Here is a 17158-nt window from a genome sequence, read left to right as displayed (position 1 = left end):
AATGCTGCTTCCTTAATCCATCCTTACAACTTAATTCGGTTCCGTTTGGAGTTTGTTTCTGGCTTAAGTTTAAACCATCGGTTATTTTCTGGCTCATAGATAAAAGTAATGTTACTTTCCAAAGATATAGAATTGAACAACATTTGCTACTTTTGGGAAATTGAAAAAGCATAGGCAAAGCGTTAGAGAGTATTTATCGGCATTTATGCTGATGGTTTTTGCTATTGCCCTAACCCCTTGGAGTGTTTTACACCACCATCAGGAAATACCTATTCCCAAAAAGGAAATTAATTGTCACCATGTTAGCCATGTTCAATCTCATGGCGATACTTGTTTGATTTGTAATGCCAGCTTTGAAAAGGATTACGTTCAAACACACCACATTTACAGAATATTTCTTTCAGCAAAATTGTTGAGTTCTACTCAGCCAATTTTGACAAACTCCTATGTAGCGCTGCTCAGTACCGATTTGCGTGGGCCTCCTTTGGCATAATCTTTCCAAAATTTTGAATCCATCAAATGGATTAATCAATTGTTTTTTCGTCAAATAAAGCAAATTATGCGCTGTATTAGTGCTGATTCAGCCTTTTTGACTCATTCCGTTTTATTATAAAAAAAATATGAAAAGATTACAGCTTATAGGCTTAGTAATTCTATATACTTTGTTGAGCAATACAGCTTTTGCACTTGCTTTAAAAGATATTAAAGGTAAAGTTATTGATGCCAGTAACAACCAAACTTTACCCGGCGCAACCATTTACATTCCCGATTTAAAAGTTACTGCTATCACCAACAATGATGGTGAGTTTATGCTTAACAATCTGCCTAACAAGGGGAGTTATTTAGTGGAGGTACATTACATTGGTTACAAAACAGCAACAAAAATTGTAAATTTTGCCAATGCACCAATTTTAGAATTCGCTCTGCAACCTACTGCGATTGAAACAAAAGAAATTGTAATTACAGGTAGCATCATCAGCAGCACAAGCAAACGTAATAGTGCCTCATCGGCAGTGGTGGGAAAAGACCAGCTTTTGGCACCATCTACCAACCTCATTGATGCATTAACAAGAGTGCCTGGAGTTTCACAAATCACTACTGGGCCGTCGATTTCGAAACCTTTGATTCGTGGTTTGGGTTATAACCGTATTGTAACTTTAGATGATGGAATAAAGCAGCAAGGACAACAATGGGGAGATGAGCACGGTATTGAAATTGATCAGTTTAAATCCGACAGAATTGAGATCCTACGTGGTGCGGCTTCGCTCATGTATGGGTCTGATGCATTAGGCGGCGTGATTAATATTTTAGAGCCAAGTACAGCTCCAGAAGGACAAATTAATGGCGAATTAATTACCAATTATTCTACCAACAACGGTTTAACAGCTAATTCATTAATGCTTAATGGTAATGAAAACGGTTTCGTTTGGAGGGCCCGGGGAACGTACAAAAATGCCTATTCATTTAAAACTCCTACCGGATATTTTCCAAATTCTGGCTTTAATGAAACGGATTTAAGCGGGATGATTGGATTAAACAAAAGCTGGGGATATACGCACTTAAACGTTTCGAGTTTCCGCAATAACATTGGCTTTTATGAGCCTTCGCTAGATGATAACGGAAACTTTGTTACAGAAGACGGCGAAGCTTTCATCAATTCCGATTTCAAAAACCGCGAATTGGATTATCCCCGGCAGGATATTCGTCACTTTAAAATTGCTTTAAACAATAACTTTATTCTTGGAAACGGCAATCTGAAGGCTGATTTTGGTTATCAACAAAATCAACGCAGAGAGTTGGAAGATGGTCCGGAGCCAGCATTGTTTTTCGATTTAAAAACGTTTACCGGCGATTTAAAATATTATTTACATGAAACAAACGGATGGCAACCAGTTTTTGGCCTAAGTGCAGATGCTGGCAAGAGCTTGAATAAAGCTGATGATGAGTTTTTAATTCCAGATTACAATACCTACGGAATAGGTGTTTTCGCATTTGCCAAGAAGAATTGGGACAACAACACTTTTAGCATTGGTGCCCGTTACGATTTTCGTAAAAATAATGGTAAGCAGTTGTTTAAGGATGGCGAAGAAATTTTTGCCCCATTCCAAAACAAGTTTTCTAATGTAAGTGGTGCTTTAGGCTTCACCCATCAATTTAACGAGGAATGGAATTTTAAAGCAAATGCTGGTTCTGCATTTCGTGCTCCAAACCCTGCAGAGTTGGCCTCGAATGGAGTGCATGAGGGAACTTTCAGGTATGAAATTGGTAACTCAGCTTTAAGTCCGGAACGCAGTTACCAGGTGGATGCGGCTTTGGAATATGAAGGGAAAATTGTGAGTGCAAGTGCCAGCGTTTATAATAACTATGTTCATAATTTTATTTATGCATCGAATAATGGCGAGATCATCAATGCTGAAGGTGATGATTATCCGGTGTACCGCTATGGCCAGGTGAATGCAAACCTTTATGGTGCAGAAGCAACTTTAACCATTCATCCGGTTCCTTTTATTCATTTCGAAAATACTTTTGGTTATGTGCATGCCCAGAATACTTCATTAAGTAAGCCATTGGCATTTATTCCTGCCGGAACGTTACGTAATGAATTGCGTTTCGAGCCTAAGATAAAAGGTACCAATGATGCTTATTTATCGGTAGGAATTAATTCGGCCTTCAAGCAAACTCGTGTTGATGATGTCTTCGAAACGCCAACCAGTGGATACACGTTGCTAAATGCCGGTTTAGGTGCTACCTTCAATTTAGGGAAACAACCAGTTAAATTATCTGTGTCGGCCAGTAATATTCTAAACCAGAAATATTATGATGCATTAAGCAGATACAAACCCGGGCGCTTAGATTACCAAAATCCAAACTTCGGAATTTATAATGTAGGTAGAAATATCACCTTTGGACTATATTTACCTTTTAGTTTAGCGAAATAATTTTAAGTTCATTGTGATTAAAATAGCCGCAGACCCACAGATTATTTGTTAAGCTGCGGCTATTTTTTTCCGATTTCAACCTTTGCTCAAAGGAGTAGAGAGATGTGCCTTTTTTTATAATCAAAAGATTTCTCGGTTGCCGCCCGAAAGGACGGCTTTGTTACTACTTCTTAACCGTTTCTCTTTTAGCCCTTACATATTGATTTGGCCATTCCGTATCATCACCTAAAACCTGTGCCGCATGGGTTGGGAAATAAGCATCACGAAGTGATTCGCGGGCAATGAAAATCAAATCAGCTCTATCTTCCTGAAGAATATCTTCTGCCTGTTGAGGGTCGACAATAATGCCGACTGCACCTGTATAAATCCCAATTTCATTTCTGATTTTATCAGCAAAAGGAACCTGATAATTTGGCCCTGCAGGTATAAAAGCATCAGGTACGTTCCCTCCAGATGAAGTATCAATTAAATCAACTCCTCTATCTTTTAAAACTGCCGACAATTGAAGCGAGTCATGCTCATTCCAACCATTTTCGGTCCAGTCTGTTGCAGAAATACGCACAAAAATTGGTAGGTTTTCTGGCCATACTGATTGCACAGCTTCTACTACGTCGATCACCAGGCGAATGCGGTTTTCGAAACTGCCGCCATAAACGTCGGTGCGGTTGTTGCTCAACGGACTAAAAAATTGATGTAACAGATAGCCGTGTGCCGCATGGATTTCCAATACTTTATACCCGGCTTCTAAAGCCCGTTTTGCAGCAGCTCTAAAAGCAAAAACGATATTCTGAATTTCAGAAATGCTCAATTCATGAGGTATAACTTGTCCATTTTTGAATGGAAGTGGAGACGGTCCGACAGGTGTCCAACTGTTTTCACCTTCGGCAATTTGTTCTCCGCCATTCCAAGGCAACTCGCAACTTGCTTTTCTGCCTGCATGTGCCAGCTGGATACCGGCAATTGCTCCGTTTGCATGGATAAATGAAACAATCTGCTTCAGTCTTTCAAGATGTTCATCTTTCCAGATACCTAAATCGGCATGGGTAATTCTACCCTCTGGAAGCACAGCAGTTGCTTCCTGGATAATTAAACCAGCACCACCAACAGCACGGCTCCCTAAATGTACCAAATGCCAATCGTTGGCAAAGCCATCCACGGCAGAGTATTGGCACATTGGCGATATTACAATTCTATTTTTTAAGGTTACATCCTTTAAAGTGAAAGCAGAGAATAATTTTGACATGATTATTTAGATTTTACCGCAGACAAATGAAATCATTTTAATTCCATTTTTTTGTGCAGGCTTTGTATTTAAAAACCTGCGTTTTGCAGTTCGTTATTGATGAATTGAATTTCTTCAGTACTCAATTTTACATTGATAGCCTCTGCATTTTGAACAGATTGTTTCTCATTTCTAGCACCAGCCAAGGCAATCGTAATCCCAGGTCTTTCGATTGTCCAACGTAAAACCAGTTGAGACAAGGTTGCATTTTTTTCATCAGCCAAAGGCTTAATTTTTGCCAAAAATGCATTTGTTTTTTGAATACTTTCTGGAGTGAAGAATTTGTTTCCCTTGCGATGATCACCTTCTTCAAATTTATAATCAGAAGTCATTTTGCCTGTGAGCAAACCTCTTTCCATCGGGCTATAAGCCAAAATAGATTTGTTATTTTCTATACAATAAGGAATCGTTTCTACTTCAACGCCACGGTTTACCATACTAAAAGGAATTTGGTTGGAAATAATTTCCAGCGTTTGATCTGCCTCTTTCAGTTGTTCCACATTGTAATTACAAACACCAGCATAACGCACTTTCCCCTGTTCAATTAATCTGCTAACGGCTTCAAAAGTTTCGCTGATTGGAGTAGTTTCATCTGCCCAATGGATTTGGTATAAATCGATGTAATCGGTTCCCAGCCTTTTCAAAGATTGTTCACACTCATAAATTACACTTTCTTTTCCGGCATACTTATAAATATCGATGTTCTTGCCATCGTTATTTTTTGATTGCATGGCTAACTTGCCTTTTTCCAGGTCCCAGCGCATGCCAAACTTGGTAACCAGCTGAATTTTATCTCTGGAGATTTCTTTCACTGCTTCGCCTACAATCTCTTCACTTTCACCCTGTCCGTAAATGGGTGCGGTATCTATTGAGGTTACCCCCAAATCGTACCCCGCATTTATTGCTCTAATCGCATCATTTCTATCAGTACTTCCCCACATCCATCCACCAGCTGCCCAGGCACCAAATGTAATGGCAGAAAGTTCTAAGTCTGAATTTCCTATTTTTCTGTATTCCATAATTATTTTTTTATGATTTTATCTATTGCGTAAGTATTGTATGGTAAATATGCCAGTAACACCACCAAAAATGCGATATGTATTAGTTGGGAAGGTAAGGCTTCCCAGTTTTCGATCAGGGTAGTGCCGAAAATAAGGCTTAGTGAAATTAAGCTTGCAAGTAATAAACCTTGTCGGGTAAACAAGCCCAATATAATTAGTACACCTGCTATAAATTCGGCAATGGGTAGAATGTAGCTGAAAGGAATCAGTAAAGCATCGGGCAAAAATGATTTCGAAAATTGACCAACCATCCAATTGCTAAAACCAGTAAGCTTTGGTAGCCGAACCAACCCGTGGCCGAAAAAACTTAAGCCAATTGCTAAACGACTAAGTAAGTATGCCCAATTTTTATCCATTTTGTAATGCTTTCTCACAAACATACAATCCAAATGTTAAGGAAGTTTTAATGCAACGAGTATTAAACTTAGTTTTTACAAAGGGGTTATAAAAAAAATATCTACCCAATAATTTGGAATCTAAATAATAAGCCATACATTAGTGTATTATTTAACTAATACAGTGTTATGATTCAAATTGATAGTCTTAATTTTAGTTATAGCAAGCATAATTCGTTGTTCAAGAATTTAAGTTTGCAGCTAACGGCGGGCCATATTTATGGTTTGCTTGGTAAAAACGGGGCAGGCAAATCTACCCTGCTTAAGAATTTGGCGGGTCTGGTTTATGCCCAAAGTGGTACACTCAATGTTTTGGGTTATAATCCTAAAGATAGACAGCCAGCACTTTTAGAGCAGATTTGTTTCATTCCAGAAGAGTTTTATCTCCCCGCCGTAAAAATCGATGCTTATATCAAAGCCAATTCGCCGTTTTACAAGAACTTTAATCATTCTTACTTCGGTAATTTGATTAAAGAATTCGATATTCCCATTTCGCAAAAGCTAATTGATATGAGTTATGGACAGAAAAAGAAAGTAATTATAGCTTTCGGTTTGGCTACGCAGGCAAAGCTGGTTATTATGGATGAGCCCACAAATGGATTAGATATCCCATCGAAAGCACAATTCAGAAAAATTATGGCTTCAGCTTTAACCGATGATCGTTGCATTATTATCTCGACCCACCAGGTTAGGGATTTAGATAACCTGATTGACACGGTAATCATGTTAGATGAAAATGATATTGCTTTAAAAGCATCTGTAGACGAAATTACCGAGAAGCTAACTTTCAAAAAGGTGAAGGAAATAGATGCAAGTATAATTTATGCCGAGCAATCGTTATCTGGCTACAATGCCGTTATGCCAAATTATCATCAGGAAGATAGCAAATTAGATATCGAGCTGCTATTCAATGCTATTCTCGCCGAAAAGATCAAATTTAAACCTTTATTTAATTAAGCCATGAACAATACATTTAATATTAATCGATTTGGCTTATTGCTCAAAAGACAATGGTTGGATTTTGGAAAAATCTACCTTATTAGCCTGGTAGTGGTGGTTGGCGCTATTGTTGGTTTTTATCTTTACTACATTCCATCGCCCAGCGAATATAATAATTTCGACTACGATGGGAATTTGGATATGCGTTTTAGATACGGAATTTATTTAATGCTCGGTTTCCTTTTCATCAGTATTGTAGCGAGTAGCTACTTCTCTATTTTGGGTCAAAAATCCAGAGCCATATTAGAACTAATGACGCCGGCATCTACCTTTGAAAAGTTTTTGAGTGGCGTTTTCTACACTACTGTAGTGAGTTTCGCCAGTTATATCCTCATTTATTATTTAATCGATATTGCTTTTGTAAAATATCTGAATCTACACCTGAGCGAATTCAAAAGTTTAAATAATAAAGGTGCGTCGGTTGCAGCGGTAGATAGTATTTTTTCGCAAGTTTTTAACGATGCAAAATATCGGGAATACTGCATGGCTTTTTTTGGCTTCCCATTTCTGATTACTAGCATATTTTTATTGGGTTCCGCTTATTTTACGAGTTTCCATTATATCAAAAGCGCGGTATCAGTAATGCTGTTCCTGGCAGTTGGTTTGTACCTCATTTATAAAGCCGCTGATGTTTTAACTACAGGTAAGTCTAAGATAACGATAGGTGGTGATAAGGAAAATATATTGCTCAGCCTTTGCTTAATTACGTTAATGCTTACTTTAATTTTTTGGCTGATTACCTACGTTCGTTTAAAAGAGAAAGAGGTTTAATTTTAATAGGTATAGATATGGAATTTAGAGATAATAAGGCGATATACCTTCAAATAGCAGATTATGTTTGTGAACATATTTTGCTGGGGAAATGGAAAGCCGAAGAAAAAGTACCTTCAGTAAGAGAGCTTGCAGTAGTAATGGAAGTAAACCCAAATACCGTAATGCGTACCTATGAGTTGCTTCAAAATAAAAATATAATCAATAATAAAAGAGGTATCGGTTTTTTTGTTGATGGAGGTGCAATCGATCAGGTTAAAAATTATCGTAAAGTACAGTTTATAGATGATGAATTACCGGTGGTATTCAGGAACATCTATTTATTAAATATTGGCTTTGATGAATTGAAAGCTAAATATGAAACATTTGTTGAGCAAAATTTTAACGATTAGAACATGAAAACAAGTAATAAATTATTAATAGCGCTAGCATTGTTGCTCATTATTGTACCCATTTTGGTTATTGCGATCAATGTGAAGTTCAACTATTTGCCAGAAGATAAAATAATTAAGAATAGTGAAAGTTTAGATAAGTTTGATGCCGTTACTCCTTATTTTAAACTTCGAAAACTGGATAAAACATTCGAAAAGGTAAATGTAACTGCTTCGAAAAGCACAATCTTAAAAATTACGCTAGTGGAAAGTCCACAAAATGGATTAAAGATTTCTGAAAATGAAAGCGAGAACTTGGTAACTGTTGTTGATGCAAACGGTGTGCTCCAAATTTCAAGCAAAGCTTCAAAAGATAAAAAGATGGATTTTTTAAGCCTGGTTATTTTTGCTCCAGTAATTAAACAACTGTCAGTAACCAAAGCTTTGCAGTTAGAAATCAACGCAAAAACTAAACAGCTTGATTTGAATGTGAATAATCTTCAGAGTATGTTGTTCCATCCCAACACAAAAATTGGAAGGCTAAATGTAAATGGCAATCATGTGCTAAATTTTTCGCAAAGCAATAATTACGTCGATGATCTTAATCTGAATTTAGATAACAGTGAGTTTAGGGCTAGCGGAACCTCATACAAAGTTTTAACCATTGCGATCAAGGGAGATTCTCATATTGCTATTGAGGGTGATAAATCGAACAGAAATAAGTATAAAATTGATAGCCTCTCGATTACTACTCAAGGTAAATCGAGCGTTGTTTTAACCCATATGCTTGTTAACAAAGCGCATGGAGATTTTTCAGATTCGACTGCGCTAAATGCCTCTGCTAAAAACCTAAAACTATTAATGAAAAATTAAAATGAAACCACTAAAAATATTTGTTTTCCTAATGTTTTCTGTAATTCTATCGCATGCGCAAAGTTTGTCACATGGATTAAAAAATGCATTTAGAACCGATGATGTAATGGCATTTAAAAATGCCCTTATGCAGGATAAAATTAATCTGGATTCGTGTTTACTGCTAGAAGATAAGCCGTACTCCTTATTAGCCATAAGTATTAGAACTGGTTCAATTAAGATTTTGCAGGATTTAATTTCAGTTAAAGTAGATGTAGATAAAATTTGCGATGATAAAACTCCGCTGATGTATGCTGCCAAATATGGCCAGCTCGAGGCGGCTAAATTCTTAATAAATGCCGGCGCCAAAATGGACTTGAAAAATAACGAGGGGAAGACAGCGCTTGATTATGCCCACAAGTACAATAAAAAGGAACTAATAGATTTTCTTGCTAAGTAACCCAACAAAGCCTCTGATTTTGGATGCGTTGATGTTCAGTTTTGTCTATCGGTTGGTGTCCTCACCAATGCTATTAACTTAGCGTTATAAGTATTTGATATTCAAATATTTATGACTATATTTGAATATCAAAACAACAGTAATAAGATGAGTATAATTTCTTCAAATCACAAAAGGGAGCAACATAAAGTGGCTCCTAAAAAAAACATTTGATTTCATTCAGGATAAAAATAATTTTTCTCAATATCTTAAAGAGCCAATCTTTTTTACGCGCAAGCGAAGTTTAAGCTTTCCAGTTGTGGTTTCTACAATATTGAATCTTTTTAAAGAATCTGTAGAGTACAACATTTTTACAATTTTGCCCAGTATATCATCAAAAGTGGTTACAGGAGCAGCCTTTTCTAAGGCTCGATATAAAATATCCCTTTCTTTTTTCAAGGATCTCAACGAGATACTGGCAGATCATCACAAATATCATCCATCACAACTTTGGAGGGGATATCAATTGATTGCCGGTGATGGCTCTACAGTTGGGCTACCACCTTCCCGACAGATAAAAGATTTTTTTGGAATATATTCACAAAAAGGTGAAAGTATAAAGAGTTGCCTGGCACAGATTTTTATGTTTTATGATGTTTTTAGTGGCGCAATTCTTTCCAAAAGGATATCAAAGATGGAGAACGTAGAGAAAACACTTTTTAATGCATGCCTTGAAGAACTACCATCCCGTAAATCCGTAGTTATTTTAGACCGGGGATTCGGATATTTTCATATTTTCAAAAAACTTTGCACACTCAAACAGGATTTCTGTATTCGTATAAGCAGTGCGCAGTCCTGTTTTGCAAAACGGATAGTTCAGGAGTGCGAAAATGATTTTATAACAGAGTGGCACCCCAGTCCAAAAGAAATGGAATCCTGCTTAAAGCATGGGTTAGATACTAAAACAATTACGGTCAGGGTTACCAAAATCGAGTTAAATACTGGGGAGATCGAAATTCTCGTATCCTCTTTATTAGACATGAATGATGTATGCACAGTGAATATGAAAGCTCTTTATGGGCAGAGATGGCCAGTAGAAGAAGGTTTTAAGAAATTAAAACCAAAGATGAAATTAGAACAGTTTGGTACTCGGAAACCCGATGGAATATTCCAGGAGTTTGAAGCCCATGTATTCATGATGAATCTGGTTGCATTATTTGGTATCCAGGCACAGCAGAAAATCGATAAGAACAAGAAACGAAAACTAAAATATAAATACAATTGGCAAAATGCTTATAGGTTTGTCAGAAAAGCAATTATTCAAATACTAAATACAGAACACCCGGAAGATATAATTCAATCTCTTATTAAGCTAATAGCATCATCTAAAATACCTATAAAACCGGACAGAAGCTTTCCTAGAATAACATTTAAATAAAGAAAAAACAGAACGCATCAGACATATAAATAGCTTAAGTTAATAGCATTGGTGTCATCACCAACCGAAATCTAATTCTCATTCAAAATTGAACTGTATTCTTGATATCATCAGCTAGAATCCGGTCGGCATTAGTAAAGCTAACCACTTTCCTGTACGCTGAAACCATATTTTCTATCGCCTTTGATGATTTTAATGGCTTACGTAAATCCAACGCCTGGGCGGTTCTAAGCAATTCAATAGCCAAAATATTTTCGAGGTTTTTTGCCACCCGATAACATTTTGTAGCACCATTTGCGCCCATGCTTACATGGTCTTCCTGGCCATTGCTGCTCACAATACTATCTACAGAAGAAGGTGTACAAAGTTGTTTGTTTTCGCTTGCAATGGATGCTGCGGTATACTGGGCAATCATTAAACCGGAGTTCAATCCAGCATCTTCAATTAAAATGTGAGGCAAATTCCGTTGACCTGAAATAAGTTGGAAAAACCCTTCTTTCAGAAATGGAACCCAATTCGGCTAGGGCAATACAAAGGAAATCTAAACTCAGAGCTAACGGCTGGCCATGGAAATTCCCCGCCGATATAATTCGATCTTCATCTGGAAAAACATTTGGATTATCGGTTACCAAATTAATCTCCGTCTCAAAAACCGCCTTTACATAAGCAATTGCATCTTTGGTGGCTCCATGTACCTGTGGTACACAGCTAAAAGAGTAGGGATCTTGCGTTTGTTTTCCCTCGCTTGCGATAAACTCACTCCCATTTAACAAATCTTTAATTTTCTTTGCGGTTTCCTGTTGCCCTTTATGAGGTCTAATCTCATGACTTAAATGATCAAAAGGCTCTATCCGGCAATCAAACGCATCTATCGAAATCGCTGCAATTGTATCTGCCCAATCGCTTAAGCGTTCAGTTTTCAATAAAATATGAACACCATAGGCGCTCACAAACTGAGTTCCATTAATCAATGCCAGGCCTTCTTTTGGTTTCAGCGATAAAGGAAACCAATTCAGTTTTTGATAAAGATCGTTCGTTTTTAGCTCCTGACTTTGTCGCTATTTCTTCAGTCAATTCATAAACAATTGATTCGCTGTTATTTACAAAAAATGCATCACCAATTTGGGTGACGCAAAGCGATTAAGCGCTATATTTATGAATGTTTGTCCGAAAAAAAAGAATCGTTCTGGCACTACCAGCATCGTTGTAGCGGTAAAGATCCAGGGTAAATTTAAGGAAGTTAAGACCATCGGTGTATCCAGGGATGATTTGGAGATTGAACGCTTCTATAATGAAGCTAAGGTTTGGGCAGATAATCAGGTGAAAGGAGAAGATTTATTTAGGCGGCATACTCAGGATACTGAGGAAGCATATCTTACCAATCTGTTCCTCTCAAATATAGAAAATATCCTTCATAATGGTGCTCAGCTCATATTAAATAGAGTCTATGAATCTATCGGCTTTGATACTATAGATGATTATATCTTGAGACAACTGGTTATCTCAAGATTAACTCAACCGATGAGTAAATCCGCAACCATTGAATATCTAAAATCACATTTTGATGAGGATCTTCAGCTCGGTAAAATTTACCGATATATGGACAAGCTCTATAATGCCCAGCAGGAATCTATTCAAAAAATCAGCGTTGAGCATACCAGAAAGATTCTTGGAGGTAAGATCGGTTTAATGTTCTATGACGTAACCACACTATATTTTGAATCAGATTACGGGGATGGTTTCAGGGAACCCGGCTTCTCCAAAGATGGTAAGCATAGTCAACCACAGATAGTTTTAGGGTTGTTAGTTAGTCAGGATGGCTATCCATTATCATATTCGATGTTCAATGGAACGCAATACGAAGGGCATACAATGATTCCGATTGTAGATGATTTTGTAAGGCGTTTCAAACTGGATGATTTTGTATTGGTCGCTGATTCTGGTCTTATAAATAAGAAGAATATAGATTTTCTAAAGGCACATGGATATAAATATATCATAGGTGCCAGGATAAAAAATGCAAATAAGGTTCAAAAAGATTGGATACTTTCACTACAAAAGGTCGAAGGTAATTTTAATGAAACTCCCGTTGGACAAGGTAGATTGATAGTGGGTTATTCGGAAAAGCGTGCAAAAAAAGATGCTTATAATAGGATCAAGGGAATTAGTCGACTGGAAAAAGCTTTTAGGGCAGGCACCATTTCTAAGGAAAATATAAATAAGCGTGGCTATAACAAGTTCCTGGTGATATCAAAAGATGTGCAGGTGAGCATTGACAAAAGCAATGTTGAGGAGGATGCAAAATGGGATGGATTGAAAGGATACATCACCAATACGGACCTTCCTGCAGCAGAGGTATATGATCAGTATAGCAGTTTATGGCAGGTAGAAAGAGCTTTCAGAATTACCAAAGGGACGGTTGAAATGAGACCGATGTTCCATTTCACACCTAAACGAATAGAAGCCCATGTATGCATCTGTTTTGTTGCTTATAAAGTCTACAAAGAACTTGAACGCATATTAAATGAAAATCACTATAAAATAAGTGTGGACAAAGTCTTGGAAATCGCTAAAACCATTACTACGCTAAAAATAAAATTGCCTCAAAGTGGGAGAACCATCAATAAAACAATGATTATTACTGAAAGGCAAAAGGAAATTGAGTTGTTATTTTCAGACGACTTTTGGAAAACTCAATTTGGGTGACGCATTGGCGAAGTCAGGACAAAGGAAATCTAAACTCAGAGCTAACGGCTGGCCATGGAAATTCCCCGCCGATATAATTCGATCTTCATCTGGAAAAACATTTGGATTATCGGTTACCAAATTAATCTCCGTCTCAAAAACCGCCTTTACATAAGCAATTGCATCTTTGGTGGCTCCATGTACCTGTGGTACACAGCTAAAAGAGTAGGGATCTTGCGTTTGTTTTCCCTCGCTTGCGATAAACTCACTCCCATTTAACAAATCTTTAATTTTCTTTGCGGTTTCCTGTTGCCCTTTATGAGGTCTAATCTCATGACTTAAATGATCAAAAGGCTCTATCCGGCAATCAAACGCATCTATCGAAATCGCTGCAATTGTATCTGCCCAATCGCTTAAGCGTTCAGTTTTCAATAAAATATGAACACCATAGGCGCTCACAAACTGAGTTCCATTAATCAATGCCAGGCCTTCTTTTGGTTTCAGCGATAAAGGAAACCAATTCAGTTTTTGATAAAGATCGTTCGTTTTTAGCTTTTTACCTTGATGGTAAACTTCGCCTTCGCCAATTAAAGGCAACGCCAGATGGGCCAATGGAGCTAAATCTCCTGATGCACCCAAAGACCCCTGAGTGTAAACCACTGGAAGAATATCATGATTGTAAAAATCGACTAAACGTTGTACAGTAGATAAGGCAATGGCCGAATAACCATAGCTTAGAGATTGAATCTTTAAAAGCAACATTAACTTTACAATCTCAGCAGGTACCTTATTTCCTGTGCCACAAGCGTGAGAGAGCAATAAGTTGTACTGCAATTTGGTAAGGTTTTCTTCTTCAACTTTAACATTCTGTAAATAGCCAAACCCTGTGTTAATACCATAAATTGGCTCTTGATGCTGCTTTAATTTATCGTCAAGGTAGTTTCTGCACTTATTAATACGAGAAATTGCATCATCACTCAAGGCAATCGACATTTTTTCTGAGGTGATATTTCTTAAACATCCAGACTTAACGGCCTCTCCCTGATTCGAAAAACAGGCATGGTTTTTAATTTATTTGGTTGGTGAAAAGCATAAATAAGTATTAAATTAGGCGCATCCCCTTTTGGTAATCGCCATAAATAATTATGAACATGAAGAAGTTTCTCCTTTTATTTGCCCTTTCACTTTCCACTATCACGTATTCGCAAGCACAAAAAATTGATACGTTGGCCATCACATTAGAGAATGTAAAGTATCCATATGCTGTGAAATTTTTTCCTATATCAACTGAAGGTCAGGATGTAAAAATGGCGTATATGGACATTGCGCCAACCAAGACGGCAAACGGTAAAACCGCGATGCTATTTCACGGAAAAAACTTTGGTGGTTACTATTGGGGCAATGTAATCAAAGCTTTAACTGATATTGGCTATCGGGTTATAGTTCCAGATCAAATTGGGTTCGGCAAATCATCAAAACCGTTTATTCATTATAGTTTCCATCAAATGGCCACATGGAATAAAAAATTGTTGGATACTCTTGGCGTTCAGAAAACGGTGGTATTGGGGCACAGTATGGGGGGCATGTTAGCTACGCGTTTTGCATTGCTTTATCCAGATAGAACCGAAAAATTATTGCTCGAAAATCCAATTGGATTAGAGGATTATAAAACCTTTGTGCCTTATGTAAATACAGCTCAGCAATATCAAACAGAACTAAAAACCACCGCAGAAAGCGTTCGGAAATATTATCAGAGTTCTTATTTTACTTATTGGAAACCTGAATATGAGTATTTGGTTAATGTTGCCGGTGGAGTTACTTTCAGCGCCGACTATCCGCGTTGGGCAAAGGTTGCGGCCATGACTTTCACTATGATTTACGAGCAGCCAGTAGTGTATGAGTTTCAAAATTTAAAAGTGCCAACCGTTTTATTTATTGGCAAGGAAGATAAAACGATCGTAGGTAAAGGGCTTTTAACTCCTGATCAACAGGTTTTGCATGGTCAGTATAAATTTTTGGGAAAGCAAACTGCCGCCAAGATTCCTGGGGCAAAACTGATAGAATTTGAGGCTTGCGGGCATATTCCGCACATTGAAATACCTACTGAATTTTTAGTGGCTTTAACTGGAAGTTTATAGTTGTGAAGTGATTCACGAATAACTTTTAGCGAAGATATTATGGGGTTGATATAGCATTTTTCTGCATTTCTTTACCTATCATTTTATTGATTCCCTGTAGCTCAAAATTGATCTTTTGCCCCATTGCAGACATTATACCCGCTAACTCTATTCGTAAATGGCTCTTCAGAATTAAGCCGGTTTTCATGTCCAGTTCCACATCGCCGTTATTAGTGCCGGTCAAATCACTTTGCATTTTGTTCCCCATCGTTTCAAAATCACCCTTTGAGGTTAAACTGCCAGATATATTTAAATAAGCGACTTCATTTTTAACCTCTTTCAAAGTGTATTTTGTGATGGTTTCAATAGGCATGGTCATTTGCATTTTGGTGTCAACCGTCCAGCTTTCACCAATTTTTACAGGCTTTTCCGGATAAATTTTTAAGGATGATTCCATGGTTTGTTTCATGCCTTCAGAATTAAACTGTTTGGCCAATGAAATTTTTAAACTGCGAATCACCGATGAATCTTTTGACATTCTCGAAGTCATGTTGTTTAACATTGCATCGATTCCCGTTAGTGATTTTATACTGCCATTGGGCGCAATTTCCATTCTGAAAGATGCGCCTTTAATTCCTCTGAAGGGATTGACTTTTGTCGTATCTGGATCATTCGAATCCATCATTATCGTATTTCCCATTCCCGATGATTTCATGAATATGCGACTGTATACCACCTCAATATCCTTACTCATATTATCTCCATTGTGGATATCGAAAATATAGTCGGTACCAATATTTTGATTGAGATTTATTTTTTGCCCTGAAATTTCCTGATTGATGATCTGATCAGAAACCATTGAAAAGGTATACTTTTTACCTATCGGAAAATTTTGTTTCAGTACGTAGGTCTTTTGTGCGAATGCACTTAACGTCAGGCAGAAAAGGATAGAAAATATTTTGAAAGTCTCCATTGGTTACTTGATTTGTTTCTGCTAGATGCGAGGGTTGATAATTAGTTAGCAGGATGTTGTGCAAATATTCTGCTCAATTGCTGATATAAATCTGGGTGCTTTTCTTTCAACAAGTAAGGCTTTTCGAAAAAATATTCTGATACCACGGCGAAAAATTCTGCTTCATTTGTAATGGCATAAGGATTAATATCTGATTTATTATCTTCAATTCGTGCCATTTCCTCGTGCATCATTTTTATCCACGGCAAGGTATACTCATGCGAAATTAAATTTTCGGGTACACCATCTGTTGCACCATCTGATTTATCTAAAAGGTGCACAAACTCATGAATTGCCGTATTTTCTTTACCGGCACTTTTCGAGAAACCTTGTCGCAGTGCCGACCGAGATAAAATCATTTGACCATTCATATAACCACTGCCAACCATGCCCATTATTTGCCGTTCTCCCCCTTCAAACTGGAAATCTTTGTCAAACGTATCAGGATATAACAATACCGTACTTAGGTTTTTATACTGCCAGTCTGCAAAACCAAAAATGGGGATAACTGCACTCGATGCAATTAAAAGCTCATCTAAAGTGGTCATTTCCAGGCCAATCGGTTCAATTTTAACCGCGGCAAAAAATTCGGCTATCTTTTGCTCAAATCTCAGCTTATCTGTCGAATCAAGTTGATGGTAGTAACCTACATAATCGTCTAGTATTTTCTTATCCGTATCAGTGAGTGGATCAATTTTAGGTTTCTTTTTTTTAAGAATCAGGTAAATGGCAATTAAAAATATAGGGATAAGGTAGGCAAATGGCAATGAATTCATATCTTATTAATCGGCGATAAT

Annotated in this window: 18 protein-coding genes; 10 read left to right on the top strand and 8 right to left on the bottom strand. The window is 37.3% G+C overall.

The features are described 5' to 3' along the window. Nucleotides 1-160 precede the first annotated feature (160 nt). Both AC3ITD_RS17015 and AC3ITD_RS17010 read left to right on the top strand, forming a co-directional pair. Nucleotides 161-493 carry a hypothetical protein gene (locus tag AC3ITD_RS17015; RefSeq protein ID WP_265799725.1) on the top strand — a complete coding sequence of 111 codons (333 nt, stop codon included), beginning with the start codon at nt 161-163 and terminating at the stop codon, nt 491-493. 127 nt (nt 494-620) lie between these two features. Further along, complete coding sequence (locus AC3ITD_RS17010; RefSeq protein ID WP_489361507.1) at nt 621-2939, top strand: TonB-dependent receptor; 2319 nt, start codon at nt 621-623, stop codon at nt 2937-2939. 163 nt (nt 2940-3102) lie between these two features. On the opposite strand, the gene AC3ITD_RS17005 is transcribed toward AC3ITD_RS17010, so the two are convergent. From AC3ITD_RS17005 to AC3ITD_RS16995, 3 genes are all read right to left on the bottom strand, one after another. Beyond that, nucleotides 3103-4182, bottom strand: a complete 1080-nt coding sequence (locus tag AC3ITD_RS17005) for an NADH:flavin oxidoreductase/NADH oxidase (protein ID WP_489361505.1) — start codon at nt 4180-4182, stop codon at nt 3103-3105. A gap of 68 nt (nt 4183-4250) precedes the next feature. Continuing rightward, complete coding sequence (locus AC3ITD_RS17000; protein ID WP_489361503.1) at nt 4251-5240, bottom strand: aldo/keto reductase; 990 nt, start codon at nt 5238-5240, stop codon at nt 4251-4253. A gap of 2 nt (nt 5241-5242) precedes the next feature. Continuing rightward, entirely contained in the window at nt 5243-5638 is a 396-nt protein-coding gene (locus AC3ITD_RS16995) for a DoxX family protein (RefSeq protein WP_489361501.1), read from the bottom strand. Nucleotides 5639-5806: 168 nt separating this feature from the next. Here AC3ITD_RS16995 and AC3ITD_RS16990 point away from each other — a divergent pair, with 168 nt between their 5' ends. The 6 genes from AC3ITD_RS16990 (at nt 5807) to AC3ITD_RS16965 (ending at nt 10547) form a co-directional block, all read left to right on the top strand. Continuing rightward, a complete protein-coding gene (locus AC3ITD_RS16990) occupies nt 5807-6634 on the top strand; it encodes an ABC transporter ATP-binding protein (protein WP_489361499.1) in 828 nt (275 codons plus the stop codon). A 3-nt stretch (nt 6635-6637) separates the two neighbouring features. After that, nucleotides 6638-7447, top strand: a complete 810-nt coding sequence (locus AC3ITD_RS16985) for a hypothetical protein (RefSeq protein ID WP_489361497.1) — start codon at nt 6638-6640, stop codon at nt 7445-7447. 17 nt (nt 7448-7464) lie between these two features. Next, nucleotides 7465-7839, top strand: a complete 375-nt coding sequence (locus tag AC3ITD_RS16980; protein WP_265799735.1) for a GntR family transcriptional regulator — start codon at nt 7465-7467, stop codon at nt 7837-7839. Nucleotides 7840-7842: 3 nt separating this feature from the next. Beyond that, nucleotides 7843-8691, top strand: a complete 849-nt coding sequence (locus AC3ITD_RS16975) for a hypothetical protein (protein WP_489361495.1) — start codon at nt 7843-7845, stop codon at nt 8689-8691. Between the two features lies 1 nt (nt 8692). Further along, entirely contained in the window at nt 8693-9130 is a 438-nt protein-coding gene (locus AC3ITD_RS16970; protein WP_489361493.1) for an ankyrin repeat domain-containing protein, read from the top strand. A 166-nt stretch (nt 9131-9296) separates the two neighbouring features. Then, nucleotides 9297-10547, top strand: coding sequence for an IS4 family transposase (locus AC3ITD_RS16965; RefSeq protein ID WP_489366700.1), 1251 nt, complete (start codon nt 9297-9299; stop codon nt 10545-10547). An 82-nt stretch (nt 10548-10629) separates the two neighbouring features. On the opposite strand, the gene AC3ITD_RS16960 is transcribed toward AC3ITD_RS16965, so the two are convergent. Both AC3ITD_RS16960 and AC3ITD_RS16955 read right to left on the bottom strand, forming a co-directional pair. Beyond that, nucleotides 10630-11007: an aromatic amino acid lyase gene (locus tag AC3ITD_RS16960; RefSeq protein WP_489361491.1), complete on the bottom strand. Its 378-nt coding sequence runs from the start codon at nt 11005-11007 to the stop codon at nt 10630-10632. Further along, on the bottom strand, nt 10988-11542 hold the full coding sequence (locus AC3ITD_RS16955; protein WP_489366698.1) for an aromatic amino acid lyase: 555 nt from the start codon (nt 11540-11542) through the stop codon (nt 10988-10990). Before AC3ITD_RS16955 ends, AC3ITD_RS16960 begins: the two co-directional genes overlap by 20 nt. A gap of 160 nt (nt 11543-11702) precedes the next feature. On the opposite strand from AC3ITD_RS16955, the gene AC3ITD_RS16950 reads away from it, so the two are divergent. Continuing rightward, a complete protein-coding gene (locus tag AC3ITD_RS16950) occupies nt 11703-13253 on the top strand; it encodes an IS1634 family transposase (RefSeq protein WP_489361489.1) in 1551 nt (516 codons plus the stop codon). Here AC3ITD_RS16950 and AC3ITD_RS16945 read toward each other — a convergent pair. Next, nucleotides 13221-14225 carry an HAL/PAL/TAL family ammonia-lyase gene (locus tag AC3ITD_RS16945; protein ID WP_489361487.1) on the bottom strand — a complete coding sequence of 335 codons (1005 nt, stop codon included), beginning with the start codon at nt 14223-14225 and terminating at the stop codon, nt 13221-13223. The two genes, AC3ITD_RS16950 and AC3ITD_RS16945, sit on opposite strands and share 33 nt — an antisense overlap. A 158-nt stretch (nt 14226-14383) precedes the next feature. On the opposite strand from AC3ITD_RS16945, the gene AC3ITD_RS16940 reads away from it, so the two are divergent. Further along, entirely contained in the window at nt 14384-15370 is a 987-nt protein-coding gene (locus AC3ITD_RS16940; RefSeq protein ID WP_489361485.1) for an alpha/beta fold hydrolase, read from the top strand. 37 nt (nt 15371-15407) lie between these two features. On the opposite strand, the gene AC3ITD_RS16935 is transcribed toward AC3ITD_RS16940, so the two are convergent. Both AC3ITD_RS16935 and AC3ITD_RS16930 read right to left on the bottom strand, forming a co-directional pair. Beyond that, entirely contained in the window at nt 15408-16322 is a 915-nt protein-coding gene (locus AC3ITD_RS16935; RefSeq protein ID WP_489361483.1) for a DUF6263 family protein, read from the bottom strand. Between the two features lie 41 nt (nt 16323-16363). Further along, nucleotides 16364-17137, bottom strand: coding sequence for a M90 family metallopeptidase (locus AC3ITD_RS16930; RefSeq protein ID WP_489361481.1), 774 nt, complete (start codon nt 17135-17137; stop codon nt 16364-16366). Nucleotides 17138-17158: the final 21 nt, after the last annotated feature.

Source organism: Pedobacter sp. KH_004 (assembly GCF_057840755.1).
Note: the sequence above shows the minus strand (reverse complement) of the source record. Positions and strands in the feature narration are given on the sequence as shown.